The 25,824-nt window shown below is 69.3% G+C and carries 24 protein-coding genes; 13 read left to right on the forward strand and 11 right to left on the reverse strand.

Features of this window, described 5'->3' with window-relative positions:
- Positions 1–92 precede the first annotated feature (92 nt).
- Both A5624_RS04470 and A5624_RS04475 read right to left on the reverse strand, forming a co-directional pair.
- A complete protein-coding gene (locus tag A5624_RS04470; RefSeq protein ID WP_066862143.1) occupies positions 93–1,049 on the reverse strand; it encodes an electron transfer flavoprotein subunit alpha/FixB family protein in 957 nt (318 codons plus the stop codon).
- A gap of 40 nt (positions 1,050–1,089) precedes the next feature.
- Positions 1,090–1,881 carry an electron transfer flavoprotein subunit beta/FixA family protein gene (locus A5624_RS04475; protein WP_066862146.1) on the reverse strand — a complete coding sequence of 264 codons (792 nt, stop codon included), beginning with the start codon at positions 1,879–1,881 and terminating at the stop codon, positions 1,090–1,092.
- 284 nt (positions 1,882–2,165) lie between these two features.
- Here A5624_RS04475 and A5624_RS04480 point away from each other — a divergent pair, with 284 nt between their 5' ends.
- The 4 genes from A5624_RS04480 to A5624_RS04495 are packed head-to-tail and all read left to right on the forward strand — an operon-like array spanning position 2,166 to position 7,227.
- Positions 2,166–2,999, forward strand: a complete 834-nt coding sequence (locus A5624_RS04480) for a bifunctional 2-polyprenyl-6-hydroxyphenol methylase/3-demethylubiquinol 3-O-methyltransferase UbiG (protein WP_066862149.1) — start codon at positions 2,166–2,168, stop codon at positions 2,997–2,999.
- A complete protein-coding gene (locus A5624_RS04485) occupies positions 2,996–4,588 on the forward strand; it encodes a glycoside hydrolase family 57 protein (RefSeq protein ID WP_066862152.1) in 1,593 nt (530 codons plus the stop codon). The genes A5624_RS04480 and A5624_RS04485 overlap by 4 nt, the downstream gene beginning before the upstream one ends.
- A gap of 22 nt (positions 4,589–4,610) precedes the next feature.
- Complete coding sequence (locus tag A5624_RS04490) at positions 4,611–5,855, forward strand: glycosyltransferase family 4 protein (protein ID WP_066862155.1); 1,245 nt, start codon at positions 4,611–4,613, stop codon at positions 5,853–5,855.
- Between the two features lie 16 nt (positions 5,856–5,871).
- Positions 5,872–7,227 carry a TIGR01777 family oxidoreductase gene (locus A5624_RS04495; RefSeq protein ID WP_066862157.1) on the forward strand — a complete coding sequence of 452 codons (1,356 nt, stop codon included), beginning with the start codon at positions 5,872–5,874 and terminating at the stop codon, positions 7,225–7,227.
- 9 nt (positions 7,228–7,236) lie between these two features.
- Here the strand turns inward: A5624_RS04495 and A5624_RS04500 are convergent, their stop codons facing one another.
- The 8 genes from A5624_RS04500 to A5624_RS04535 form a co-directional block, all read right to left on the reverse strand.
- Positions 7,237–8,316 carry an NAD-dependent epimerase/dehydratase family protein gene (locus A5624_RS04500; RefSeq protein ID WP_066862160.1) on the reverse strand — a complete coding sequence of 360 codons (1,080 nt, stop codon included), beginning with the start codon at positions 8,314–8,316 and terminating at the stop codon, positions 7,237–7,239.
- Positions 8,317–8,340: 24 nt separating this feature from the next.
- Positions 8,341–9,021, reverse strand: a complete 681-nt coding sequence (locus A5624_RS04505; protein ID WP_066862163.1) for a phosphodiesterase — start codon at positions 9,019–9,021, stop codon at positions 8,341–8,343.
- Between the two features lie 42 nt (positions 9,022–9,063).
- Positions 9,064–10,131: a sulfate/molybdate ABC transporter ATP-binding protein gene (locus tag A5624_RS04510; RefSeq protein WP_066862166.1), complete on the reverse strand. Its 1,068-nt coding sequence runs from the start codon at positions 10,129–10,131 to the stop codon at positions 9,064–9,066.
- 16 nt (positions 10,132–10,147) lie between these two features.
- Positions 10,148–10,966 (reverse strand): sulfate ABC transporter permease subunit CysW, encoded by an 819-nt coding sequence (gene cysW, locus A5624_RS04515; protein ID WP_066862169.1) that lies wholly within the window; start codon positions 10,964–10,966, stop codon positions 10,148–10,150.
- Positions 10,963–11,865 (reverse strand): sulfate ABC transporter permease subunit CysT, encoded by a 903-nt coding sequence (gene cysT, locus A5624_RS04520; protein WP_066862172.1) that lies wholly within the window; start codon positions 11,863–11,865, stop codon positions 10,963–10,965. Before cysT ends, cysW begins: the two co-directional genes overlap by 4 nt.
- Positions 11,862–12,899 carry a sulfate ABC transporter substrate-binding protein gene (locus tag A5624_RS04525; RefSeq protein ID WP_066862175.1) on the reverse strand — a complete coding sequence of 346 codons (1,038 nt, stop codon included), beginning with the start codon at positions 12,897–12,899 and terminating at the stop codon, positions 11,862–11,864. Before A5624_RS04525 ends, cysT begins: the two co-directional genes overlap by 4 nt.
- A 513-nt stretch (positions 12,900–13,412) precedes the next feature.
- Complete coding sequence (locus A5624_RS04530) at positions 13,413–14,126, reverse strand: hypothetical protein (RefSeq protein WP_066862179.1); 714 nt, start codon at positions 14,124–14,126, stop codon at positions 13,413–13,415.
- 540 nt (positions 14,127–14,666) lie between these two features.
- On the reverse strand, positions 14,667–15,179 hold the full coding sequence (locus tag A5624_RS04535; RefSeq protein WP_066862182.1) for a MarR family winged helix-turn-helix transcriptional regulator: 513 nt from the start codon (positions 15,177–15,179) through the stop codon (positions 14,667–14,669).
- A gap of 284 nt (positions 15,180–15,463) precedes the next feature.
- On the opposite strand from A5624_RS04535, the gene A5624_RS04540 reads away from it, so the two are divergent.
- The 9 genes from A5624_RS04540 to A5624_RS04580 all read left to right on the forward strand — a co-directional run bounded on the left by A5624_RS04540 (position 15,464) and on the right by A5624_RS04580 (position 25,438).
- Complete coding sequence (locus A5624_RS04540; protein ID WP_066862185.1) at positions 15,464–16,588, forward strand: polyprenyl synthetase family protein; 1,125 nt, start codon at positions 15,464–15,466, stop codon at positions 16,586–16,588.
- 28 nt (positions 16,589–16,616) lie between these two features.
- Entirely contained in the window at positions 16,617–18,137 is a 1,521-nt protein-coding gene (crtI, locus tag A5624_RS04545; RefSeq protein WP_066862276.1) for a phytoene desaturase family protein, read from the forward strand.
- Positions 18,134–19,087 (forward strand): phytoene/squalene synthase family protein, encoded by a 954-nt coding sequence (locus A5624_RS04550; RefSeq protein WP_066862188.1) that lies wholly within the window; start codon positions 18,134–18,136, stop codon positions 19,085–19,087. The genes crtI and A5624_RS04550 overlap by 4 nt, the downstream gene beginning before the upstream one ends.
- Positions 19,084–19,407 carry a lycopene cyclase domain-containing protein gene (locus tag A5624_RS04555; RefSeq protein ID WP_066862191.1) on the forward strand — a complete coding sequence of 108 codons (324 nt, stop codon included), beginning with the start codon at positions 19,084–19,086 and terminating at the stop codon, positions 19,405–19,407. Before A5624_RS04550 ends, A5624_RS04555 begins: the two co-directional genes overlap by 4 nt.
- Entirely contained in the window at positions 19,404–19,715 is a 312-nt protein-coding gene (locus A5624_RS04560) for a lycopene cyclase domain-containing protein (RefSeq protein WP_066862194.1), read from the forward strand. Before A5624_RS04555 ends, A5624_RS04560 begins: the two co-directional genes overlap by 4 nt.
- Complete coding sequence (locus tag A5624_RS04565; protein WP_066862197.1) at positions 19,702–20,427, forward strand: class I SAM-dependent methyltransferase; 726 nt, start codon at positions 19,702–19,704, stop codon at positions 20,425–20,427. The genes A5624_RS04560 and A5624_RS04565 overlap by 14 nt, the downstream gene beginning before the upstream one ends.
- Positions 20,424–21,950: an FAD-dependent oxidoreductase gene (locus A5624_RS04570; protein ID WP_066862199.1), complete on the forward strand. Its 1,527-nt coding sequence runs from the start codon at positions 20,424–20,426 to the stop codon at positions 21,948–21,950. The genes A5624_RS04565 and A5624_RS04570 overlap by 4 nt, the downstream gene beginning before the upstream one ends.
- Positions 21,947–22,954, forward strand: coding sequence for a DUF5914 domain-containing protein (locus A5624_RS04575; protein WP_066862202.1), 1,008 nt, complete (start codon positions 21,947–21,949; stop codon positions 22,952–22,954). The genes A5624_RS04570 and A5624_RS04575 overlap by 4 nt, the downstream gene beginning before the upstream one ends.
- 216 nt (positions 22,955–23,170) lie before the next feature.
- Entirely contained in the window at positions 23,171–25,438 is a 2,268-nt protein-coding gene (locus tag A5624_RS04580; protein ID WP_066862205.1) for a catalase, read from the forward strand.
- Between the two features lie 77 nt (positions 25,439–25,515).
- On the opposite strand, the gene A5624_RS04585 is transcribed toward A5624_RS04580, so the two are convergent.
- Positions 25,516–25,770: a hypothetical protein gene (locus A5624_RS04585; protein WP_066862212.1), complete on the reverse strand. Its 255-nt coding sequence runs from the start codon at positions 25,768–25,770 to the stop codon at positions 25,516–25,518.
- Between the last annotated feature and the right edge of the window lie 54 nt (positions 25,771–25,824).

Genomic DNA, 25,824 nt, shown 5'->3' on the forward strand with positions numbered 1-25,824 from the left:
GAAGGGGTCAATGGTCCGCACGCGGTGTCAATTCGCCCCCCGACGCAACAGCCCCCGGCACCGTGGTGCCGGGGGCTTTGCAACCGAGAAACTCAGCCCTTGCGGGTCTTGATGGCCTCGGTGAGCTGCGGAGCCACCTTGAACAGGTCGCCCACCACGCCGTAGTCGGCGATCTCGAAGATGGGCGCCTCTTCGTCCTTATTGACCGCGATGATCGTCTTGGACGTCTGCATGCCCGCCCGGTGCTGGATGGCACCGGAGATGCCCAGCGCGATGTACAGCTGCGGCGAGACCGTCTTACCGGTCTGGCCCACCTGGAACTGGCCCGGGTAGTAGCCGGAGTCGACGGCGGCGCGCGAGGCGCCGACGGCCGCGCCCAGCGAGTCGGCCAGCTCCTCGACGACGCTGAAGTTCTCCGCGCTGCCGACGCCGCGACCCCCGGAGACGACGATGGTGGCCTCGGTCAGTTCCGGACGGTCGCCGGCGACCGCGGGCTCGCGGGCGGTGACCTTGGTGGCGTTCTCGGCGGGGGCCGGCACCTCGACGGTGACCTCTTCGCCGGCGCCGGCCTGCGGCTCGGCGTCGATCGCGCCGGCGCGCACGGTGATCACCGGGGTGTCACCGTTGGCCTGCGCCTCCACGGTGTACGCGCCACCGAAGATGGAGTAGGTCGCCTTGTTGCCTTCCTTGACGTCGACGACGTCGACCAGCAGGCCGGAGCCGATGCGGGCCGCGAGCCGGCCGGCGATCTCCTTGCCGTCGGCGTTGGCCGACAGGATCACCGCGGCGGGCGAGTTGGACTCGGCAAGCGAGGCCAGCACGTCGACCACCGGGGTGATCAGGTACTTGTCGACGTCCTCGGACTCGGCGACGTAGATCTTGGCGGCGCCGGCCTCCTTGAGACCGTCGACCAGAGGCGCGGCGGTGCCGGGGGCGCCGACCACGACGGCGGCGGGCTCGCCCAGCGCGCGGGCGGCCGTGATCAGTTCGGAGGTGACCTTCTTCAGCGCACCTTCTGTGTGCTCGACGAGCACCAGTACTTCAGCCATGGGTTATTTCGCTCTTTCGTGTGTCCGGAGGTGTCTGGTGCTAGATGATCTTCTGGGCGACCAGGTACTTGGCGATGTCGTTGCCGCCCTCGCCCTCGTCGGTGACCTTCTCGCCCGCGGTCTTGGGCGGCTTGGGTGTCGACGACAGCACGGTCGACCCGGCGTTCTCCAGCCCGACCTCGTCGGGCTCGACCCCGATCTCAGCCAGGGTCAGCACCGTGACCTCTTTCTTCTTGGCGGCCATGATGCCCTTGAAGGACGGGAAGCGCGGCTCGTTGATCTTCTCGGTAACACTGACCACCGCGGGCAGCGTGGCCTCGAGGGTGAACACACCCTCGTCGGTCTCCCGCTCGCCGGTGACCTTGTCGCCCTCGATGGAGAGCTTGCGCACGTGGGTGAGCTGGGGCAGGCCCAGGTACTCGGCGATGACGGCCGGCACCGCGCCGCCGGTCCCGTCGGTCGCCTCGTTGCCGGCGATGACCAGCTCGGTGCCCTCGATGGTGCCCAGCGCGCGCGCCAACGCCCATCCGGTCTGGACCACGTCGGAACCGTGCAGGCCGTCGTCCTTGAGGTGGACGGCCTTGTCGGCGCCCATCGACAACGCCTTGCGGATGGCCTCGGTGGCGCGCTCGGGACCCGCGGTCAGCACGGTCACCGACCCCTCGCCGCCCTCGCGCTCGCGAATCTGCAGCGCCTCTTCGACCGCGCGCTCGTTGATCTCGTCCAGCACCGCGTCGGCGGCCTCACGGTCCAAGGTGAAATCGCCGTCAGAGAGCTTGCGCTCCGACCAGGTGTCCGGGACCTGCTTGATCAGGACCACGATGTTCGTCATGAGTGTGGTTCGTCCTCCTCGAAGGGGGCTCGCAGCAATCGACTACGAAACCTCGGTACGCGTTTTCGCAACGCACGGCCGTGTTACTACCCGGTAACTTTGTGCGGTATGCATTCACACCATAGCTGGTCGCTCAGGCCATATTGCCCGGTCCTCCCCCGTCCGCTGCCCCGGACGGGATCGTCGCCGGGCGGCACGTTCTTGCGGCCCGTCCGCCGCCTCACGAGCGGGGGCTCGCGTCCCCGGTTCGCGAATCCGACACTTCGCGTTAGCCTGCCTATGCAATGAGCGCACCGGTCCCTGACGTCCCGCAGCACACCCCCGGCGACACCGCGTCGGTGGGTGACGCCGTGATGACGCTCACGGGCGAGCGCACCATCCCCGGTTTGGACATCGAGAACTACTGGTTCCGCCGCCACGAGGTCGTCTACCAGCGGCTCGCCGGGCGCTGCGTGGACGCCGACGTGCTCGAGGCCGGCTGCGGCGAGGGCTACGGCGCCGATCTGATCGCCGGCGTCGCGCGCCGCGTCATCGCCGTCGATTACGACGAGGCCGCGGTGGCCCATGTCCGCAGCCGCTACCCCCGGGTGGACGTCATGCAGGCGAACCTCGCGCAGCTGCCGCTGCCCGACTCGTCGGTCGACGTTGTGGTCAACTTCCAGGTGATCGAGCACCTGTGGGACCAAACACAGTTCGTCGTGGAGTGCGCCCGGGTGCTGCGACCGTCCGGGCTGCTGATGATGTCGACCCCCAACCGGATCACCTTCTCCCCCGGCCGTGACACCCCGATCAACCCCTTCCACACCCGGGAACTCAACGCCGCCGAGCTCACCCAGCTGCTGGTCGACGGCGGGTTCCGCGATGTCTCGATCAGCGGCCTGTTCCACGGCCCGCGGCTGCGGGAGATGGACGCCCGGCACGGCGGCTCGATCATCGACGCGCAGATCCAGCGGGCAATGGCCGCTGACCCAGGGGCTCCCTGGCCGCCCGAGCTGGCGGCCGACGTCGCCGCGGTCACCACCGCCGACTTCGACCTGATCAAGGCCGGCGAGGGTGCGCGCACCGGCCACCACATCGACGACAGCCTCGACCTGGTCGCGATCGCGGTAGCGCCGTGAGCACGGCGCAGAACCGGGTGCCCGGCCTGTTCACCCTGGTTTTGCACACCCACCTGCCCTGGCTGGCCCATCACGGCCGCTGGCCCGTCGGCGAGGAATGGCTGTACCAATCCTGGGCGGCGGCCTACCTGCCGCTGATGCGCGTGCTCGACACGTTGGCCGGCGAGGATCGCCGGAGCCTGATCACCCTCGGCGTCACTCCGGTGGTCAACGCGCAGCTCGACGACCCGTACTGCCTCGACGGCATGCACCACTGGCTGGCCAACTGGCGGCTGCGCGCCTTGGAAGCGACCGCAGTGGCCACCAGCGTGCGTAGCGCCCCCCGCTCGAAGTCGGCCGGCTACCCCTCTTGCACGCCGGAAGCCTTGCGCGCCTTGGGGATTCGCGAGTCCGCCGAGGCGCAGGGCGCGCTGGACGACTTCGCCACCCGGTGGCGGCACGGCGGCAGCCCGCTGCTGCGCGGCCTGCTCGACGCCGGCACGGTGGAGCTGCTCGGCGGTCCGCTGGCACACCCGTTCCAGCCGCTGCTGGCGCCCCGGCTGCGCGAGTTCGCGCTGCGCGAGGGTCTGGCCGACGCGCAGGCGCGCCTGGCCCGGCGCCCGGGCGGCATCTGGGCGCCCGAGTGCGCCTACGCGCCCGGCCTGGAGCACGACTACGCGGCCGCGGGCGTCACCCACTTCATGGTCGACGGCCCGTCGCTGCACGGCGACACCGCGCTGGGCCGGCCCGTCGGCGACACCGACGTGGTGGCGTTCGGGCGCGACCTGCAGGTCAGCTACCGGGTGTGGTCACCGAAGTCCGGCTATCCGGGGCACGCCGCGTACCGCGATTTCCATACCTATGACCACCTCACCGGCCTCAAGCCCGCCCGGGTGACGGGCCGCAACGTGCCCTCGCAGGACAAGGCGCCCTACGACCCCGAGCGCGCCGACCACGCGGTCGACACGCACGTCGCCGACTTCGTCGAGGTGGTCCGCAACCGGTTGCTCTCCGAGTCCGAGCGCATCGGGCGACCCGCCCATGTGATCGCCGCCTTCGACACCGAGCTGTTCGGCCACTGGTGGTACGAGGGCCCGACCTGGCTGGAGCGGGTGCTGCGGGCCTTGCCCGAGGCGGGCGTTCGGGTGGGCACGCTGTCCGACGCCCTTGCCGACGGCTTCGTCGGAAACCCGGTCACCCTGCCGCCCAGCTCGTGGGGATCGGGCAAGGACTGGCAGGTGTGGGCGGGCGAGCAGGTCGCCGATCTGGTGGCGCTCAACAGCGAAGTGGTCGACATGGCGCTGAGCACCGTCGACAAGGCGCTGTCCCAGACGGCGTCGCTGGACGGGCCCATCCCCCGCGACCACGTCGCCGATCAGATCCTGCGGGAAACGCTGCTCACCGTCTCCAGCGACTGGCCGTTCATGGTGAGCAAGGATTCGGCCGCCGACTACGCCCGCTACCGCGCCCATCTGCACGCGCACGCCACCCGCGAGATCGCCGACGCGCTGGCGTCCGGACGGCGCGACGCCGCGCAGCGGCTGGCGCAGGGATGGAACCGCGCCGACGGGCTGTTCGGCGCCCTCGACGCCCGCAGGCTGCCCCGATGAGGCGGGCGAGGTTGGTCTTGGCGTGAAGATCCTGATGGTGTCGTGGGAATACCCGCCGGTGGTGATCGGCGGGCTAGGCCGGCACGTGCATCACCTGTCGACCGCGCTGGCCGCCGCGGGTCACGACGTCGTCGTGCTGTCCCGGCGGCCCACCGGAACCGATCCCCGCAGCCATCCCTCGTCGGATCACATCAGCGAGGGCGTCCGGGTGATCGCGGCCGCCCAGGATCCGCACGAATTCAGCTTCGGCACCGACATGATGGCCTGGACACTGGCCATGGGCCACGCCATGATCCGCGCCGGGCTACCGCTGACCACACCGGGCACCAACCGCGCCTGGCGGCCCGACGTCGTGCACGCCCACGACTGGCTGGTGGCCCACCCGGCGATCGCGCTCGCCCAATTCTACGATGCGCCAATGGTTTCCACGATTCACGCCACCGAAGCCGGCCGGCACTCCGGCTGGGTCAGCGGTGCGATCAGCCGTCAGGTGCACGCGGTCGAGTCGTGGCTGGTGCGCGAATCCGACTCGCTGATCACGTGTTCGGCGTCGATGGCCGACGAGATCACCGAGCTCTTCGGCCCCGGTCTGGCCGAGATCACGGTGATCTGCAACGGCATCGAGACGGCGCGGTGGCCCTTCGCGGAACGCCGGCCACGCACCGGGCCGGCCGAACTGCTGTACCTGGGCCGGCTGGAATACGAGAAGGGTGTGCACGACGCCATCGCCGCGCTGCCGCGGATCAGGCGCAGCCACCCCGGCACCACCCTGACCATCGCCGGCGAGGGCACGCAGCAGGCCTGGCTCGTCGAGCAGGCCCGCAAACACCGGGTGCTCAAGGCAATCCGGTTCGTCGGGCACCTCGAACACGCCGAGCTGCTGGCCGTCCTGCATCGCGCCGATGTCGCGGTGCTGCCCAGTCACTACGAGCCGTTCGGGATCGTGGCCCTCGAGGCGGCCGCGGCCGGCACTCCCCTGGTGACGTCCGACATCGGCGGGCTGGGCGAGGCGGTGATCAACGGCCAGACCGGTGTCTCGTGCCCGCCGCGCGACGTGGCCCGGCTGGCCGCGGCGGTGCGCACCGTGCTCGACGACCCGCAGGCCGCGCAGCAGCGCGCCCGCGCCGCCCGCGAACGACTCACCTCCGATTTCGACTGGCGCACGGTGGCCGACAAGACGGCGCAGGTCTATCTGTCGGCCAAGCGGGGGGTGCGCCAGCCGCACGCGCGGCTGCCCATCGTCGAACACGCGTTGCCGAACCGCTGACGGCTACCGTCGAGGGATGGGGCTGGACTATTCGAGCGTCGTCGACGCTTCGATCACCGACGTATTCGACTGGCATTCCAGGCCGGGGGCGTTCGCCCGGCTCTCGCCGCCGTGGCAGCCGATGCGCCTGGTCACCGAGGCGGCCTCGCTCGCGGACGGACGCGCCACCCTGGCGCTGCCCGGCGGCCTGCGCTGGGTCGCCGTGCATCAGCCCGACGGCTACGACCCGCCGCGACGATTCGTCGACACCGTCGGCGGCGACGGTCTGGCAACCCTGCCGGCGCGAATCGCCATGCGCTGGCGTCACATTCATGAATTCGAGGACCTCGGCGGCAACCGCACCAGGGTGATCGACCGGGTCGAGACGCCGGTGCCGGGGTCGCTGCTGCGGCCCATGTTCGACTACCGGCACCGGCAGCTGGCCGACGACTTGGCCGCGCACCGGTTGGCCGCCGAGAACGGGTTGCGGCCGACGACGATCGCGATCACCGGATCGTCGGGTCCGGTGGGTTCGGCGTTGACCGCCTTCCTGCGCACCGGCGGGCATCGGGTGGTCGGGCTGGTCCGGCGTGCCGCCCGCGGCGACGACGAGCGGCAATGGAATCCCGACAATCCCGACCCGCGGCTGCTCGACGGTATCGACGTGGTGATCCATCTGGCGGGAGCCTCGATCGCCGGCCGGTTCACCGAGCAACATCGCAAAGCCATCCGGGACAGCAGGATTGAGCCGACCAGGAGGCTGGCCGAACTGCTGGGTCGCGGCGAGCCCCGGCCGGGCGCCCTGATCTCGGCGTCGGCGATCGGCTACTACGGGTACGACCGCGGCGACGAAACCCTCACCGAGGACAGCGATCGCGGCAACGGGTTTCTGGCGGATGTGGTGTCCGACTGGGAGCAGGCGACCGCGCCCGCGCAACAGGCCGGGGTGCGGGTGGTGCAGGTGCGCACCGGCATCGTGCAATCGCCCGCCGGCGGCACGCTGAGGCTGATGCGCCCGCTGTTCGGCGCCGGGCTGGGTGGCCGGCTGGGCGACGGTCGCCAATGGCTGTCCTGGATCGGCATCGACGACCTGGTGGGCGTCTATCACCGCGCGCTCTGGGACACCACGCTGGCGGGACCGGTGAATGCCGTTGCGCCACAACCGGTCCGCAACCGCGAGTACACCGCTACGCTGGCGTCGGTGTTGCACCGACCGGCGGTGTTGCCGGTGCCATCGCTGGGCCCGCGGCTACTGCTGGGCGAGCAGGGCGCCCGGGAACTGGCGACCGCGAGCCAGCGGGTGGCGCCGGCCAAGCTCGCCGCCGCCGGGCATCGCTTCCGCGATCCCGACCTCGACGGGGCGCTGCGTCACCTGTTGGGCCGCACCGGTTGACGACGCTCGTCACGGCACCCGCCGGACGGTGAGCGGCCCGGCGGATACATCGCGGCCCAGCGCCTGAGCCAACGACCGGGAGCGCAGCACCGGGCTCGGTGTCCCCGAAGCGTGCAGGAACCCGTCGATGAGGTCGGCCAGCGCCGCCACCGATTCCCAGTGCGGCGACCATTCGAGCACGGCGCGCGCCCGGCCGGTGTCCAGCAGCGGCAGCGAAAAGGCCATATCGAGCCAGCCGCGGTCGATTGGCTGCAATCGCGCACGCCACGATGCCTCGACCGCCAGGCCGAGCAGGCCCGAGGGCACGTGAATCGGGTGCGCCCGCAACACTTTTGCGATGTCGTCGCGGGACACCGGTGGTTCCGCGGCCAGATTGAACGGCCCCGTGGCGCCACGCTCCATCGCCCGCACGCAGGCGTCGGCGACGTCGTCGGCGTGCACGATGGACACGCACAGCGAGCGGTCCAGCGGCAGCACCGGCAGCCAGCGCAGCCACCGCGAGTCGACGTACGCAGGCAGGGTGTAGCGTCGCAGGCCCGGCGCGGCGTCGCGCTGCATGATGAACCCGGGCCGCATCCGGGTGATGCCGAGGCCGTCGGGATTGCGGCGCTCGTAGTCATCGAGCATGCGCTCCACCGTGGATTTGGCGCGGCTGTAGGCGGACGATCTGATGCCCGCGGTCGACCACGATTCGTCGACCTTTTCCCCGTACCGTCCCGGCGCGTAGGTGCCCACCGACGACATGTGCACCAACTGCGGCACTTTCGCGTCGTGGGCCGCGGTCAGCACGGCGCTGCTCCCGTTGATGGCGACCGCGTCCAGATAGCGCGTGTTGCGGGTGGGCTGGAATCCCCACGCCAGGTGGATCACGCACTGCGCGCCGCGAAAGACGTCGAGCAACTCAGATTGCACGCCGGGTTCGGCTAGGTCCAGCTGATGCCATCGGACGGATCGATACACCCCGTCGGGCGGCGGTCGTCGCCGGGTGACGCCGACGATGTCATAGTCGGCGCCGTCTTCGGCGAGCCGGCGCAGCAAGGCGGTGCCGACGTTGCCACTGGCCCCGGTGATCACGATCCGCTCGGACACCGGCTACCTCCTTCCAACGGGCGGCTACCCTTCGGCGTCTCTGCCGTCACGGCTGTGCTGATAGGCGCGGGCGCGCAGATCGGCCAGCCACCTGGGGTGCAGGCTCAGGCCGGGTGCGGTGTTGAGGACGGGGTCGAACGACACGTCGTGGTCGCGCTCGGGATCGATTACGGTAGTCAGGGTCATCCGGGCCAAGGGCGTGAAATCGCCTCTGCCGCAGGCCTGGTCGAGCGCCACCTCGATGTTGCTGCGCTCGAGCTTGGCCCGAACGCTGTCCAGCGAGAGCCCGCCGCCGATCTCGCTCGAGGTCCTGGCCCGCAGCCACCAGTTGTTGTCCTGATAGTGCAGCGGCATCAGCGTGGTCAGCGTTTGACCGTTCCACGACGTGGCCGGGCGCAGCGCCAGCGCGCGCGACAGCACCCCCGACCCCGAGGAGACCAGCAGGATGTCCCACGGCTTGTCCGACGCCTGCGCCGCGGGCACCCGGAAGGCCAGCCCGATGAAGTCGGGCAGCGCCCCCGGCGTACCGGTCGCCTTCGACACGCGCGCAACGATCTCCGACGACGCGATCGGCAGGCCCTGGCCCGCCGGGGCGACGCGCTCGATGAAGCCCTGCGCCAGCACGCCGATCGGGTGGAAGAAGCGCTTACCCCGGATCGCGGAGCCCCACTGGAACGGCAACGCCGCGAGTTCGAAAACGTTCACCGGCGGCGGATTCCCATTCTGCGGCCGGGGAAACACCGACGGTCAGGTGGACGTCAGCGCGGCCCCGTCCCGGTGGGCGGCGCCGGGCTGGCCTATCGGCGGTACCCGGGTGGCCCGCACGTAGACGGTGTCACCCTCGCGCAGGGCCAGCGCCTCGGCATCCCCGCGGGTGATCTGCGCGGTGAACGGATCTCCGGTGACCGCGCTGGTCAACTCCACGCGAACCTCGAAGCCCAGCGCGACCACCCGGTCGACGGTGGCGGCCACCACCCCGACGGACGCGGCGGTTCCATCGCCGCCGGCGACCGCCAATTCGGGGTTGCGGCCCACCCGAATATCGTGCGGGCGCACCAGGGCGCCGTTGAGGTCCGACACCGCGCCGAGGAACGACATCACGAAGGGATTCTCCGGCGAGTCGTACACCTCGGTCGGCGAGCCCACCTGTTCGATGCGCCCCCGGTTGAGGACGGCGATGCGGTCGGCGACGTCGAGCGCCTCGGTCTGGTCGTGGGTGACCAGCACCGTGGTCACGTGCACCTCGTCGTGCAGGCGCCGCAACCACGCCCGCAGATCCTCGCGCACCTTGGCGTCCAGCGCGCCGAACGGCTCGTCGAGCAGCAGCACCTGCGGGTCGACCGCCAGCGCCCGCGCCAGCGCCATGCGCTGGCGCTGACCGCCCGACAGCTGGTTGGGATAGCGGCGGTGAAAGCCGTTGAGCCCCACCACTTCCAGTAGGCGATCGACCTTTTCGGTGATCTCGGCCTTGGGTCGCTTGCGGATCTTGAGCCCGTAGGCCACATTGTCGCGCACGGTCAGGTGCTTGAACGCCGCGTAGTGCTGAAACACGAATCCGATGCCGCGGCGCTGCGGCGGCACCCGGGTCACGTCGCGGCCGTCGATCGTGACGGTTCCGGCGTCCGGTTGGTCGAGCCCGGCGATGGTGCGCAGCAGGGTCGACTTGCCCGAGCCGCTCGGTCCGAGCAACGCGGTCAGCGACCCGGTCGGCACCACGAAGTTGACGTGGTCCAGCGCGACGAAGTCGCCGTAGCGCTTGTAGGCGTCGCGCACCGTGATCGCATACGCGCTCGGGTCGAGGGAGTTCTCGGACATGTGGGTCCTTTCGGTCTCAGGCCAGGGCCTTGGCGCGTGCCCGGCGCACGAGCAGGATTGTCTTGGCGATCAGGAACGCAACGGCAACGCCCATCAGCAAGGTGGACAACGCGTAGGCGCCGTATTCCGCCCCGCGGTTGTAGCGATCGTTGACCAGCAGGGTGAGCGTTTGTGATTCACCGGCCAGGTTGGAGGACACCATGATGACCGCACCGAATTCGCCCAGGGTGCGGGCGGTGGTCAACACGATGCCGTAGGTCAGACCCCAGCGGATCGACGGCAGCGTGATCCGCCAAAAGGTCTGCCACGCCGTCGAACCCAGCGTGGCCGCCGCCTGTTCCTGTTCGGTGCCCAGCTCGACCAGTACGGGTTGGACCTCGCGCACCACGAACGGCAGGGTGACGAAGATGCTCGCCAGCACGATGCCGGGGATGCCGAAGATGATCCTTAACCCGAGGTTGTTCTCGACGAAGCCCAGCGCGCCCGCCGATCCCCACAGCACGATCAGCGCGACGCCCACGATGATGGGCGAGACCGCGAATGGCAGGTCCACGATCGCCTGCAGGACGCCCTTACCGCGGAATCGGTTGCGCGCCAGAAGCAATGACGTGAAAATGCCGAATATCACGTTGAGCGGCAATACGATGGCCACCACCAGCAGCGACAGATCCAGCGCCGATATCGCCGCCGGAGTGGTGATCCAATCGAAGAACTGGCCCACGCCAGGCCGGAAAGTCCGCCACAGGATCACCGACACCGGCGCGATCAGCATCACCGTGATGTAGGCGGCCACCGCGTAGCGGATGAGGTAGCGCACCCACAGCGACGACGTCATGCGGCCTTCTCCTCACGTTTGGCCGCGCGCCCCCCGACGATCCGCAGGAGAACCAGCACGCTGAATGAAATAAGCAGCAGCACAATGGAAATCGCCGCCGCGCCGGTGCGGTCATCGTTTTCGATCAGGGCGCGAATCCACTGTGACGACACCTCGGTGCTGCCCGGAACCGCGCCACCGATCGTCACCACCGAGCCGAATTCACCGATGCACCGCGAGAACGCCAGGCCCGCGCCGGTCAGCAACGCCGGCGTCAGCGACGGCAGCACGATGGAGGTGAAGACCTTTAGGCCGCCGGCGCCCAGCGATGCCGCCGCCTCCTCGACGTCCCGGTCGATTTCGAGCAGCACCGGCTGCACCGCGCGCACCACCAGCGGCAGGGTGACGAACGCCAGTGCCATCGCCACCCCCGGCGGCGTGTGCTGCAGGTGGATGCCGACCGGGCTGTTCTTGCCGTACAGGGCCAGCATCACCAGGCTGGTGACGATGGTCGGCAGCGCAAACGGCAGGTCGATCACCGCGTCGATCAGCCCCTTGCCGACGAAGTTGTCACGTACCAGCACCCATGCGGTCAGCAGGCCGAAGACGACGTTGAACACCGTCACCGCAACGGAAATGGTGAGCGTCACCCGGAACGACTCCACCGCGGCGTGGGAGGTGACCGCCAGCCAGAAGGCCTGCCACCCGCCCCCACCCGCCTGCCAGGCAATGGCGGCCAGCGGCAGCAACACGATCACCGAAAGCCACAGCATCGTCACGCCGACCCGCAGCGGCGTGCCGCCGACCCGGCCGGTCACGGGTATCGGCGGCGGAGCCTGCCCCAGCGCGCTGCCCGGCTGGGCGAGTTCGGGCCGGATCGCCTCCGGATAGGCGGTTTCGGCGGAAAACGATCGAGTCATCCGGTGGCCTGCTTGTAGATCGTGGTGATGCTGCCGGTGTTCTTGTCGAACAGCTGCGAGTCGGCCGCGGTCCAGCCACCGAGGTCATCGATCGTCCACAGCTTCACCGGGACGGGATAGTCGTTGCGAAACCTTGCCGCCACGGCCGGATCGACCGGCCGGAAACCGGCCTGCGCCCAGAGCTTCTGCGCCGCGGCGGTGTATTGAAAGTTCTTGAACGCCGTGGCCGCGTCCAGATGCGGGCTGGTGCTCACCACCGCGAGGGGGTTCTCGACCTTGAAAGTCTGAGCGGGAATGACGTGTTCGACGGACTTGCCTTGCCGCTCGGCCGCGATGGCCTCGTTCTCGTAGCTGATCAGCACGTCACCGCTGCCCTCGATGAAGACGTCGGTGGCTATCCGTCCCGAGCCGGGCCGCAGTTTCACGTGCTCGTGTACCAGCCTGTCGATGAACTCCGTACCCGCCCGGCTGTCGGCACCGCCGCCGCTCTTCGCCGCGTACGGGGCGAGCAGATTCCATTTGGCCGAGCCCGAACTGAGCGGGTTGGGCGTGACGACCTCGACGCCCGGGCGCAGTAGGTCGTCCCAGTCCTTGATGTTCTTGGGATTGCCCTTGCGCACCACCAGGGTGACCAGCGACCCGAACGGAATCCCCTTGGTCGCGTCCTTGTCCCAGTCGGCAGAAACCTTGCCCGCGTTGACCAATCGGGTGATGTCCGGTTCGACGGAGAAGTTCACGATGTCGGCGGGCTTGCCCTCGACGACGCCGCGCGACTGGTCGGCCGAGGCGGCATAGGAGGTGATCACCTGGACACCCCTGCCCTCCGCCGAGGCGTTGAACGCCGGAATCACCTTGCTCCATCCCGGCTCCGGGACCGAATAGGCGACCAGCGTGATCTTGCTATTGGCTTTCGTCAGTCCGCCGCCCCCGACGGCGTCGCTGGCCCCACCACCACACGCGGCGACCACCCCGGCCACCAGGGCCAACGCGGCGCCCTGACGCCAGCCGGGTGAGCCGGCGGGGAGATCGAACATGGGTGGCCTTCCGGTGCGGGACTTCGCTTCGTCGGATCCCGTTGCTGCGGAGCGGCGCCAGGGCATCGAAAGGATGCACCACCCCCGTAGCAGCTACACGGGCTCAAGGGTCAGGGGCGACAACAGTGCACGGCCCGGGAGCAAACACCTGATGTCACGTGCATGGCGCGAAGCGTAACAGCGCGGGGGCGCCGCCGCGCGGCGGCCGCGCAAGTCGCCAGGGACGCCACCAGCGCTATGCGAGGGGCGGTTTCGGGCGGGCGAGGACCGCGGTAGCAGCGCGCGATCCCGGTGCCGGTCAGGTGCGCAGGCCCGCTGAGCCGTCCGGGGGGCCGCACCACTAGCAACGTAGCGCAGGCACCCGGGCGGATGGGGCGTGCTCGCGGGCGATTGCCAGGCGGCGGGCGTCCGGCCGTGCGGGCGCGACGGCGCTCAAGCCGGACGCCAGGCGGCAGGCATACGCGTGGCCGCCGGCGTAAAAGTCATGGTGAGGCAAACCGCGTTGCGGCGCGGCTAGATCATTCGTAGAACGGGCAGTTGTTGCTGTTGTTGTTGCGGATTGTAGGTGTGGCTGTCGATGTAGACCTGCGCCATGACCGCCTGCCACGACTCGATCTGGGGCGAGGACTTCCAGGTGCCCTCGACCAGTCCGACGATCACGGCGTTGTTGTCGTTGGTCAGCGTGTAGACCGGCCCGCCGAAGTCCCGGCTGTCGAATCCCATGTCGGTGACGGCGAAACGGCCATTGCTCACCGAGCTGACCGAGCCGCATCGCTGGCCGGTCGCGCTGCGCAGCTGACACACGGGCATGCCCGGTTGCGCGCGCAGGCCGGGCGCGGACGCGAGGTGGCGCCCCGTCGGCAGCACATCGCTGGCCGTCACATTTGGGGCGATCGCGATGACTTCGTATTCCACGGGCAGCATCGAGGTGTCCGCGCCTGCGTCGGCCTCGATCTGGCGACGTCCGAATATCACCGAACCGATCGGCTTGCGGTCACGGTCGGTCACCATCGACTTCCCGCCGTCGCACTGGCCACTGGTCACGGCGACCCGCAGCCGCGGCTCGACCAGACCCACCATGCAGACCGTGTCGCCCTGGCGGATCGCCATACCGGGGAACACCGTGGCGCCCGGGTCGGCGGCCACCTGACCCGGCGCGGCGCAGAGCATCGTCGTGAACGCGGAGGTGATCACTAGCCGGTACCACCGGCGGCCAAGCTTTTCCATTGGGGCGCATCACCCCTCACGTCCATCGGGGGGACTGTCGCATTAGCTACTTGACGCGCGTATACCCGCCGCCCATGCGGTCAAACCACCCGCGGAACGGGCCGGGAAGCGAACGGCTGCCGGTGCCGAAAAGGCCACGAAACGAATGCTTCACCCGGGCCTTTCGCGACATCGACCTCCGGGCGCTCGCCTCGGCGGTAGGCTGCCGAACAGGTTGAGTTCACAGCTGCGTCTCTAGCGCGAGCGCTGCGGCAAAGCGCTGTCACTCCCTTCTCACCACTCCGATAGGCGCTTTCATGGCTGCTATTCGCGCCGCAAATTCGGCGGACCCACATGACCCCGCACAGTGCCGGTACACGGCTCACTTCGACAGGGCACACCTGTTCGTCTACGCACGCAGCCTCGGCACGGTCGCTGCTGTTCCTCAACGACGAGCTCCGCAAGGCGCGCGTCTACTGCAGCGTGGTCGACGGGGCAGCGGTCCGGCCCACGACCACACACAGCGCCGCGTCGTAACGCCGACCTAACCCGTTGCACTGGTCAGGGTTTCGGTCCGTCGCCCAGCTCGTCTGCGAAGCGCCGCAATGCGTCGATGAGCGCGCGAAGCACTCGGTGCGCGGCGCTCAGGTCCGCATCGGATAGCCCGCCGAGGGCGATCCGGGTATGGCTGCTCAGCGGGCTGAAAAACGACCGCGCGGTGGCCAGACCGTATTCGTCGTTGCGCAACAACACCTTTCGGCGATCCGCCGGATGGTTGTCACGACGGATGTGACCCCCGTCGATCAGCCGGTCCACCAGGTAGGTGATCGCCGATCCCGACAACCCCATCCGGTGACTGAGGTCGCCGGAGGTCATCGGTCGCCCGCCGGTTTCCGCCGCCATGATGTGGAGCAGGGCGCGAAAGTCATTGGGCCGCATGCTATGTATCGGCGCGAACAGCCGGCCGATCTGATCGGACTCGGTTGACAGCTCCCGCAGATCGGCCGAGATCAGCGACTCCAGCTCATCGCGGCCGCAGCGCTGGGCATCAGCGTCCATAACTGTGTGCAGCATATCGCCGATCGGCCGTTATTTCAGTCCCTTAACGGTTAAGTGAGGATGCGTCGACGGGCCCGCCGCCGGCCACCGCCCGCCCGCTTGGCTGGCGCAACCGGCTGAAGTTCATTAAATTAATGTTTAAGTTATTGAACAAAATGGTATGTCGGTAGCGGGCGACGCGGGGCGCGTCTGGCGGTCAGCGCTGTGGTTTTGCCCGCCTCATCGGCGGGTATGACGCGTGTGTTTGGACCGCGCAGGCCTGGGCATGCCAAGCCGTCCGGGAGGGAGCGCTTGCGCACATGAGGGCTTTGTCGTTTTCGCCGGCCACGGCCTCGCCGCCGGTGGCCATCGGTTGGTGCACCGCTGACGACTTCGAAGCGTGGCGATCGAACGTGCGCCGGATGGTGCTTGGCGACGTCGCGGACTTCGTCGCCGCGCGGCGCGTCGGCGAGCTCGACGATGCGCGCATCGACGCCGCCGGCGACATCCTGGTGGAGTTCGTCTCCGGCGGTAAATGCCTGCGTTCCACCTTTGTGTACCTGGGTTGGCTATGCGGCGCGGCGCCCGACGATTCAGCGCTGCGGGCCGCGGCCAGTTTCGAATTGCTGCATGCCTTTGCGCTGCTGCAAGACGACGTCATGGACGGTTCCGCGCAACGGCGCGGACGCCCCTCGGCGCACCGCCAATTCGGCCAGTGGCACCGCGAGCGCGGCCTGTCCGGCTCGTCGCGGCGATTCGGCGAATCGGCCGCCATCCTGCTCGGCGACCTGTGCCTCATCTGGGCCGAACAGATGCTGCGCGACAGCGGCGTCGAGCCGCTGCGCCTGCAACGCGTGTGGCCCCGCTATGACGCCATGCGCACCGAGCTCGCCGTCGGGCAGTTCGCCGACCTGATCAACGACGCGCGGCAGATACCCGGGCTGGAAGTCGTGCTCGACGTGGCACGGCGCAAGTCGGGGAACTACACCGTGCGCCGGCCGCTGGAAATCGGCGCGGCCATGGCCGGGTGCGACGATCGAACGCTGTCCCAACTGGGCCGCTACGGTGCCGCCGTCGGGGAGGCGTTCCAGCTCCGTGACGACGTCCTCGGCGTTTTCGGTTCGCCGGCCAGCACGGGCAAGCCCTGTGCGGGCGACCTGCTCGAGCGCAAGGCGACCAGCGTCGTGGTGGCCGCCCACCAGTTGGCCGATGCGCCGGTGCGGCGTGAACTTCACGAACTTGCGAATCGTGAAACCCTCGACGACACCGCGATCGACAGGTGGAAAGCGCTCATCGTCGAGACGGGGGCGGTGCGGCTGATCGAGGAGATGATCGGCGACCGCATCGCTTCCGCGTGCGAGCACCTCGGCGACCTGCCGATCGATGGGCCGGTTCGCACCGCGCTGGCCGAAATGGCAGCCGTCTGCACGGATCGCGCCGAATGACGAGCACCGACCGGGGAGCCTGTTGATCATGCGGACCATCGAAGGGCGCGGAGATCACGTGGTGGTGGTCGGCGCCGGACTGGCCGGCCTTGCCGCGGCGTTGCACCTGGCCGGCCGGGGCCGTGCGGTCACGGTGGTCGAGCGCGAGCCGTGGCCCGGCGGGCGGGCCGGTCGCCTCGACATCGACGGCTACCGCATCGACACCGGGCCGACGGTGCTCACCATGCCGGACATCATCGACGAGACGTTCGCGGCGGTCGGCGAACAACTACGCGACCGCATCCAGCTGCTGACGGTGGACCCGGCCTATCGCGCCGTGTTCGCCGACGGCAGCGCGCTGGACGTGCACAGCGACGCGGATCGGATGGCCGACGCCGTCGCAGAGTTCGCCGGCTTCGCGCAGGCGGCGGGCTATCGGCGGCTTCGGGAGTGGCTGACACGGTTGTACCGCACCGAATTCGACGGGTTCATCGCCGCGAACTTCGACTCACCACTGTCGCTGCTCACCCCGCAGTTGGCGCGGCTGACCGCGATCGGCGGCTTCCGCAAATGGGACCGGATGGTCAAGCGGCACATCAGCGACCCGCGGCTGCAGCGGATCTTCACCTTCCAGTCGCTGTACGCCGGCGTGGCGCCGCGCGACGCCCTGGCGGTCTACGCGGTGATCGCCTACATGGACACCATCTCGGGCGTGGTGTTTCCGCGCGGCGGGGTGCGGGCGCTGCCCGACGCGCTGGCCGCGGCCGCGGCGGACGCCGGCGTCGAATTTCGTTACCGCGCAACCGTTACCGCGCTCGAGCGGGCGGGCGGTCGGGTGACCGCCGTGGTGACCGAGCAGTCCGGACGCATCGCCTGCGATGCGGTGGTGTTGACCACCGAACTGCCGCAGACCTACGCGCTGCTGGGCCGCACACCGCGTCGCGCCGTGCGGCTGCGCGCCTCACCCTCGGCCGTTGTGGCGCATCTGGGTTGCCCCGCCGTCGCATCCACGACCGCCCACCACACCATCCTGTTCGGCGAGGCGTGGGATCAGACCTTCACCGACATCGTCCGCGACGGCCGGCTCATGCGGGACCCGTCGCTTCTGGTCACCCGGCCGACGGCCGGCGACCCCACCCTGGCGCCCGAGGGGCGTGATCTGCTCTACGTGCTCGCCCCCGCCCCGAACCTGGATCGCGGGACCATCGATTGGGCAACTGCCGGCGACCGCTACGTCGAGGACATGATCGCGCGCGTCGGCGACCGGCTGCTGCCCGGGTTACCATGCGACGCAACAGTTTTGAGCGTCGTCACGCCCGCCGACTGGGCCCGCCAGGGCATGGCGGCCGGCAGTCCGTTCGCGCTGGCCCACACGTTCGGCCAGACCGGACCGTTTCGACCGGGCAACCTGGTGCGCGGCATCGACAACGCGGTGCTCGCCGGGTCCTCCACGGTGCCCGGCGTCGGCGTTCCGACCACGCTGATTTCCGGGCGGCTCGCCGCCGACCGCATCACCGGGGTCGCCGCGCGGTCGGCCGCGCACGTCGACATGAAAGCCGGTTCGGCATGATGCGCGGCGAGCTGACGGCGGCCGGGATCGACGACCCGTGGTTGCGCGACGGGTATCGCCGGTGCCGGGAACTCAACGCCGCGCATGGCCGCACCTTCTTTCTCGCGACCCGGTTGCTCGCGCCCGACCAGCGGCCACCCGTTCATGCGCTGTACGGTTTCGCCCGGTACGCCGACGACATCCTCGACGATCTCGACCCGGCGGTCGGCGCCGACGTCCGCGGTCGCCGGCTGGCGCAGCTGTCGCAGCGATTCTTCTCCGGCGATGCGCACCGCGACGATCCGCTGGTCGCCGCCGTGACCGACACCGTGCGGCGCTATCGGATCAGCGCGGAGCTGTTCGAGGACTTCTTGGCGTCGATGCGGATGGACCTCACGGTCACCGACTATCCGGACCGCAAGGCCCTCAACCGCTACATGCGCGGATCCGCGGAAGCCATTGGGCTGCAAGTGCTTCCGATACTGGGCACGGTGACGCCCGTGCAGGAGGCGGCGCCGTACGCCGCGGCGCTGGGCCGCGCGTTCCAGCTCACCAATTTCCTGCGTGACGTCGACGAGGACCTGCAGCGCGGCCGGGTCTACTTGCCGGCCGACGAACTCGCCGCCGACGGGGTCGACCGGGAGCTGTTGACGTGGTGTCACACCCACCGCCGCACCGATCCGCGGGTGCGCCGCGCCCTGGTCGTTCAGCACGAAATCGCCAGGCAGACTTATCGATTCGCCGCCGACGGGATCGCCACGCTCGCCCGCCGCTCGCGACCGTGCGTGGCGACCGCGGCGGCGCTGTACTCGGAGATCCTGGACTGCATCGAAAGAAGCGACTTCGCGGTGTTCGATCACCGTGCCACCGTCGGCACGACGCGACGGCTTCGGGTCGCCGGTGCGGGACTGATACGGTCGTGGCGGGCGCGCAACGGCGCGCGGGGCGTTCGTCAATCGGGGGCCGCATGAGCGATCGGTGGCAATACCTGGCGGTGCTGGCCGCATGCCTGGTGATCACCGCGCCGCTGGAGATCTTCGGCCCCGGCGTCTACCGCCAGTGGCGACGGGCCCTCAAGGCGATCGTGCCGGTGGCCGCGGTGTTCTTGATCTGGGATGAGATCGCCGTCGCCGCGCACGTGTGGACTTACGACCGCGCCTATCTGTGTGGCCTGGGCATCCCGGTCCGGGTGCCGATCGAAGAGGTGCTGTTCTTCCTCGTCATTCCGGTCTGCGCGTTGCTGACCTACAACGCCGTGACCACCATCCTGGACAAGGTGCACCGCCGATGACGGGCCTGGGCTACACGCTGCCGGCCGCGCTGGCGGTATTGCTGGTCTGCGCACTGGAATTGGCGGTGCTGCGCACCGGGCTCTTCCGGCGTGCGGCGTACTGGCTGTCGATGCTGATCGTGCTGGGATTCCAGATCCCGGTGGACGGCTGGCTGACGAAACTCAGCTCCCCCGTCGTCAGCTACGACGATCGGCAGCTGAGCGGCCTGCGCTTCCCATTCGACATCCCGGTCGAAGACTTTCTGTTCGGCTTCGCGTTGGTCACCGCGGTGCTGCTGCTGTGGGAGCGGCAACGTGCGCGTCGGTGATGCTGGTCCCGCGCCCGCCGACCTGGCGGCCGCGTTCGACGCGGGCGCGCCGGCTTACGACCGGCTGGTCGGGGCCAGCCCCGGTTACCACGCGCAGCTGACCTTGTCGGCGCGCCGAATGCGAATCCCGAACCGCGGCAACGGGTTACGGTTGCTCGATGCCGGCTGCGGCACGGGCGCCTCGACGGCCGCGCTGCTCGCCGTCGCACCGGAGGCCGACATTGTCGCCGTCGACGCCTCGCGCGGAATGCTCGACGCGGCGCGCGCCAAACAGTGGCCCGCCTCGGTGCGCTTCGTGCACACGCCGGTCGAAGACCTGGCCGAGCACGGGATCACCGGACCGTTCGACGGCATCCTGGCCGCCTATCTGATCCGCAACGTCGCCGACCGGGACGCACAGCTGCGCAGGTTCCGCGAGCTGTTGCGTCCGGGCGGCACCCTGGCGGTGCACGAATACTCGGTGCGCGACTCCCCCGCCGCGACCCGCATCTGGCACGCCGTGTGCTGGGCCATCATCATTCCCGCCGGGTGGTGGCGCACCCGGGACGCCGGGCTGTATCGCTACCTGTGGCGCAGCGTATTGGATTTCGACGGCGCCGCGCGGTTCGAGACCCGCCTCGCCGACGCCGGCTTCACCGCCGTGCACAGCGAGACGATGCCCGGTTGGGAGACCAACATCGTGCACACCTTCCTGGCGGACGCGCCGCGATGACCGCCGACCGGCGGCGCCGAACCTTCGCCGCACCAACGGGATTGCCGGACGCCGGTGCGCTGCCCGAGCGCCCCCGGGTGGCCGTCGTCGGCGGCGGGATCGCCGGCCTGAGCGCCGCCACCGGGCTGGCCGAGCGCGGCGTCGTCGTCGAGGTCATCGAAAGCGAGCGCTACCTGGGCGGCCGGGTGGGGGGCTGGACCGAGCGCGACGGCGGCGCCGAGCTCGCGATGAACCGCGGCTTCCACGCGTTCTTCCGGCAGTACTACAACCTGCGCGCCCTGCTGAGCCGGATCGACCCGCAACTGCGGATGCTCACTCCCGTCGCGGATTACCCGCTGATCGACGGCGCCGGACGGCGCGACACCTTCCGCGGGCTGCCGCGCACCCCGCCGTGGAACGCCGTGGTCTTCGCCGCGCGCAGCCCGACGTTCCGGCTGCGAGACTTCACCCGCATCGACGCCCGCGCGGCCGCACCGCTGGCCGCCGTATCGGTGCCCGGCACCTACCAGCGCCTGGACCACACCGACGCCGCGACGTTTCTCTCCGACATCCGATTCCCCGAGGCCGCAAGGCATCTGGCGTTCGAGGTGTTCTCCCGCAGCTTCTTCGCCGATCCCTCCCAGCTCTCCGCGGCCGAGCTGGCGACCATGTTTCACATCTACTTCCTCGGATCGTCCGAGGGCCTGATCTTCGACGTGCCGTCGGCGAACTACGACAGCGCCCTGTGGGAGCCGTTGCGCGGCTACCTCGAGGGTCGCGGCGCGCGGATCCGGCTCGCCACCAAGGTGCTGCGCATCGAGACCGCACCGGCGAAGTCTTTTCGGGTGCACACTGATTCCGATGACCACTGCGAGGTCGACGCCGTCGTATTGGCCACCGACGTCGCGGGTTTACAGCGGATCGTCGCGGCGTCCCCGGATCTGGGCACCGAGGCCTGGCGCACCCAGATCTCGCGGCTGCGCAGCGCGCCGCCGTTCGCCGTGCATCGGCTGTGGCTCGACCGACCGGTCGCGGCGCACCGGCCGGCGTTTTTGGGCACCGCCGGCCATGAACCGCTCGACAACATCAGCGTGCTGGAGCGCTACGAAATCGAAGCCCGCGACTGGGCCGGCGCGCATCATGGTTCGGTGGTCGAGTTGCACTCGTACGCCCTGGATTCCGCGCCGTCGCGGGACGCCGCGCTACGACAGCTACACAGGGTGTATCCGGAAACCGCTGCGGCGCAAATCGTCCACGAGAAGCTGCTGCATCGCAGCGACTGCCCGCTGTTTGCGCCGGGCTCCTATCCCTTCCGTCCCCCGGTCCGCACGCCCACGCCGGGCTTGTTGCTGGCCGGCGACGCCATCCGCATCGACTTGCCGGTGGCGCTCATGGAGCGCGCCGCAACCACCGGCTGGTGCGCCGCGAACCAACTCCTGCAACGATGGGGATTAGCCGGACACCCGTTGGCCACGGTACCCACCCAAGGCCGGTCACCGCTGCTTCGATGGCTTGCCGCCCGCGAAAGATCCACCACACCATGAAGTTCCGCGAACAGCTACAGCAGCGCCTGTCCGCCACCCGGACCAAAGGGTGGCCACTGCAGGTGATCCCGCGCATGTCGTGGGCCGATCAGCGCCCGACCTATCGCGACGCGCAACCCGCCATCATCGAGGGCGCGCTGCGCCGCTCGCAGCGCAAACCCACCGGCAACTGGTACGCCTTCGCCGCCAGTCACCAGGTCCCCGCCGGGCGCCCCGTCGGCGCCCGGGTCGCCGGCGTCGAGGTCGTGGCCTGGCGCGACGACCGCGGCCGATTGTGCGTGGGGCCCCGCAGTTGCCCCCATTTGGGTGCCGACCTCGCCACCGGCACCGTGCACCGGGGCGCGCTGATCTGCCGCTGGCACGGGCTGACCCTGGACGGACACGCGCGCGAATTCGGCTGGAGCCCGTTGCCCAGTCACGACGACGGCGTCCTGGCATGGGTGCGGCTCGACGCGGTGGGCACGGAGGACCCGCTGGACCGGCCGGTGATTGCGCAGCGGCCGGCCGGCGACACCCTGAGCGCGGTCGCCCACGTGGTGGGGGTCTGCGAACCGAGCGACGTCATCGCCAACCGGCTCGATCCGTGGCATGGGGCGTGGTTTCACCCCTACTCGTTCACCCGGCTCGACGTGCTCACCACCCCCACCGAAGAGGCGGACCGATTCATGGTGGCGGTGACCTTCCGGATGGGACGCGTCGGAGTCCCTGTCGTCGCGGAGTTCAGTTGCCCGGAGGCACGCACCATCGTCATGCGCATCGTGGACGGGGAGGGCGCGGGCAGCGTCGTCGAAACCCATGCGACACCAATGGGTTCGGGTCCCGATGGCCGACCGCGCACCGCGGTGCTGGAGGCCACCATCGCGCATTCGGACCGGCCTGGTTTCACGCGCGCCGCTCGGGCGGCGCCGCTGATCACACCGTTCATGCGTTACGCGGCCAACAAACTGTGGCGCGACGACCTCGCCTACGCCGAGCGCCGCTATCAGGTTCGCGCAAGTTCGTAGGGTCAAGCCGCCAGCTGGTCTCTTGGCACGCTCCGTGCCGGGTTGTCCGTGCGGCGGCAGGTGCGCTGCCGACGCCAGACGGCACGACCAGTTTTGCCCGTTCCCAACTTTTATGCCCAAACCGGGGTTTCACCGCGCCGCTGAGGGGAACGCGGGGATAAGCCGCCTGATGCCTCAGGCGGCCGTATCTGAATTCATGCCAACCAAGGAGATTTGATGGCGGAGGACGGCGGGCGCAGCAACCCGGTCAAGGGTGTCGTCGAGGGCGTCAAGGCAGTGGCCAAGCAGGCCATCGGGGCGGTGTCCGGCCAGGAATATCTGGTCCGCGAAGGGAAGGCCCAGCAGGCTCAGGCCAGTGGTTACATTCCCAGCGCGCCGGGTGCCGAGCCGCCAGACCTCGCCGAGCCGACGGCGCCGCGGGAGCCGTTGCCACCCAAGAACGATCAAATCGCCCCGGAACTTCGGACCCCGACCGGAACACCGGTGGAGGGCCCGGCGACCGCGCGTGGACAGCAGGGCGAGTACCTGACCACCGCCCAGGGTGTGCGGCTATATGACACCGATCATTCGCTGAAGGCCGGTGAACGCGGCCCGACGCTACTGCAAGACCACCATCTGCGCGAGAAGATCACCCATTTCGATCATGAGCGCATTCCGGAACGTGTGGTGCACGCTCGTGGCGCCGGCGCCCACGGTGTGTTCCGCGGCAACGGCGCAGCCGAAAAACTGTGCAAGGCAGGGTTTCTCAAGTCCGGCGCCGAGACGGCGGTATTCGTCCGATTCTCCACCGTGATCGGCTCCCGCGGATCGGCCGACACCGTGCGGGACACCCGCGGGTTCGCCACCAAGTTCTACACCGACGAGGGAACGTTCGACCTGGTCGGCAACAACATCCCGGTGTTCTTCATCCAGGACGGCATCAAATTCCCCGACATCATCCACGCGGCCAAGCCGCACCCGGATCGCGAGATCCCGCAAGCCCAGACGGCGCACGACACCTTCTGGGATTTCGTGTCGCTGCACACCGAGGCAGCCGCGCACACCATGTGGGCCATGTCCGACCGGGCGATCCCGCGGTCTTACCGGACGATGGAGGGCTTCGGCGTCCACACGTTCCGGCTGGTCGCGCCGGACAACACCACCTCGCTGGTGAAGTTCCACTGGAAGCCACGCCTGGGGGTGCATTCGCTGGTGTGGGAGGAGGCGCAGATCGCCGCCGGCGTCGACCCCGACTTCCACCGTCGTGACCTCGCCGATGCGATCGAGGCGGGCGCCTATCCCGAGTGGGATCTGGGCATCCAGGTGTTCCCGGACAACCCGGAGCAAATGTTCGAAGGCATCGATCTGCTCGACTCGACCAAGATCGTGCCCGAGGAGTTGGCCCCGGTTCAAATCATCGGCACCATGCAACTCAACGCCAACCCGACCAACTTCTTCGCCGAGACCGAGCAGGTGGCGTTTCACATCGGTCATCTGGTTCCCGGCATCGACGTCACCGACGACCCGCTGTTGCACGCGCGGTTGTTCTCCTACCTCGACACGCAGATCACCCGCCTGGGTGGTCCCAATTTCGCGCAGATCCCGATCAACCGTCCGCACGCGCCGGTCAACGACATGTTGCGGGACGGGTTTCACCAACACGGCGTACATCCCGGCAATGCGCCGTACCGTCCGAATTCGATTGACGGCGGATGCCCTTTCGCCGCCGGAGCCGATCTCGCCGCCTTCATCGAGTCCCCGGTCCCACTGCCCGCGTCGACCAAACGTCGCGCAAATCCCGCGAGCTACGACGATCACTTCAGTCAGGCGACCTTGTTCTACCGGAGCCTGCAGCCCGTCGAACAAGCCCATGTCGTCGAGGCGTTCGCCTTCGAGTTGGGTAAATGCTACGAACAGGTGATCAAGGAACGCGAGCTCGCGGTCCTCGCGAAGATCGACACCGAACTGTGCGCCGCCGTCGCCGCGCGGCTGGGTTTGGAGCCGCCCGTTCCGGCCGCGGCGCCTGCCGCCCCGGCGGTCAGCCCGGCGCTGTCGCAAGTCGGCCAACGGTGGCCGGTGGCCGGTCGCCGCATCGGCATCCTCACCGACGCCGAATCCGACACCGGCGAGGTGACGGCGGCGGTGGCCGCGATCACCGCGGCCAAGCTGGTTCCGCTGGTGTTCGCGTCGCACGGCGGAAAGCTGAACCGCGACGGCGGCCCAACGGTTTCTCGCACGTATTCGACGGGACGATCCGTGGAAGTCGACGCCGTTCTCGTCGCTGGATCACCGGTCGAGGCCGGTGCGCGAACCCTCGTGGACGAGGCGTTCCGTCATCTCAAGCCGATCGGCGTGCTGCCGCAGGGGACCAATCTGCTTGCGGCAGCGGGCCTTCCGGCGGAAGGAGAAGGCATCTTCACGGGCTCAGACGCGTCGGGCATCGTCTCGTCCCTCGTCGCCGGCCTCGAGGAGCACCGGGTGTGGAACCGCGTAGTCCCCACCTGACCGGTCCGACCCGGGATCGGCGAACGCCGAACCGCTTGCCTCGCGGCGATCGTGACACGCACCCGGCGCAGCCGAGCCTACTTCGTGCCTTCCGGACCCGTCGCCGCCATGCCATCAGGGCTGGTGGCGGAGGAAGTGGTCGCCGTGGTGACCGAGCGGTGCCGGCCGCGGGCCGAACGCCGCCACACCAGCACTGACGCACCCGTAAGCAGGACCGCCAACGCGATCGCGGTGGGCCACATGGCCAACTGCGCGAGCCACAAGCGCCGTTGCAGGCGCAGCACTTTACGTTCGGCGCGGCCCAGCCGTCGCGACGTCTCGATCACGGTCATCGCCAGATCAGATACCCGGGGCGGAGTCGTTCAAACCGTCGCGGCGCGCGGCGA

This window comes from Mycobacterium sp. 1482292.6 (assembly GCF_001672995.1).
Taxonomy (GTDB): Bacteria; Actinomycetota; Actinomycetes; order Mycobacteriales; family Mycobacteriaceae; genus Mycobacterium; species Mycobacterium europaeum_A.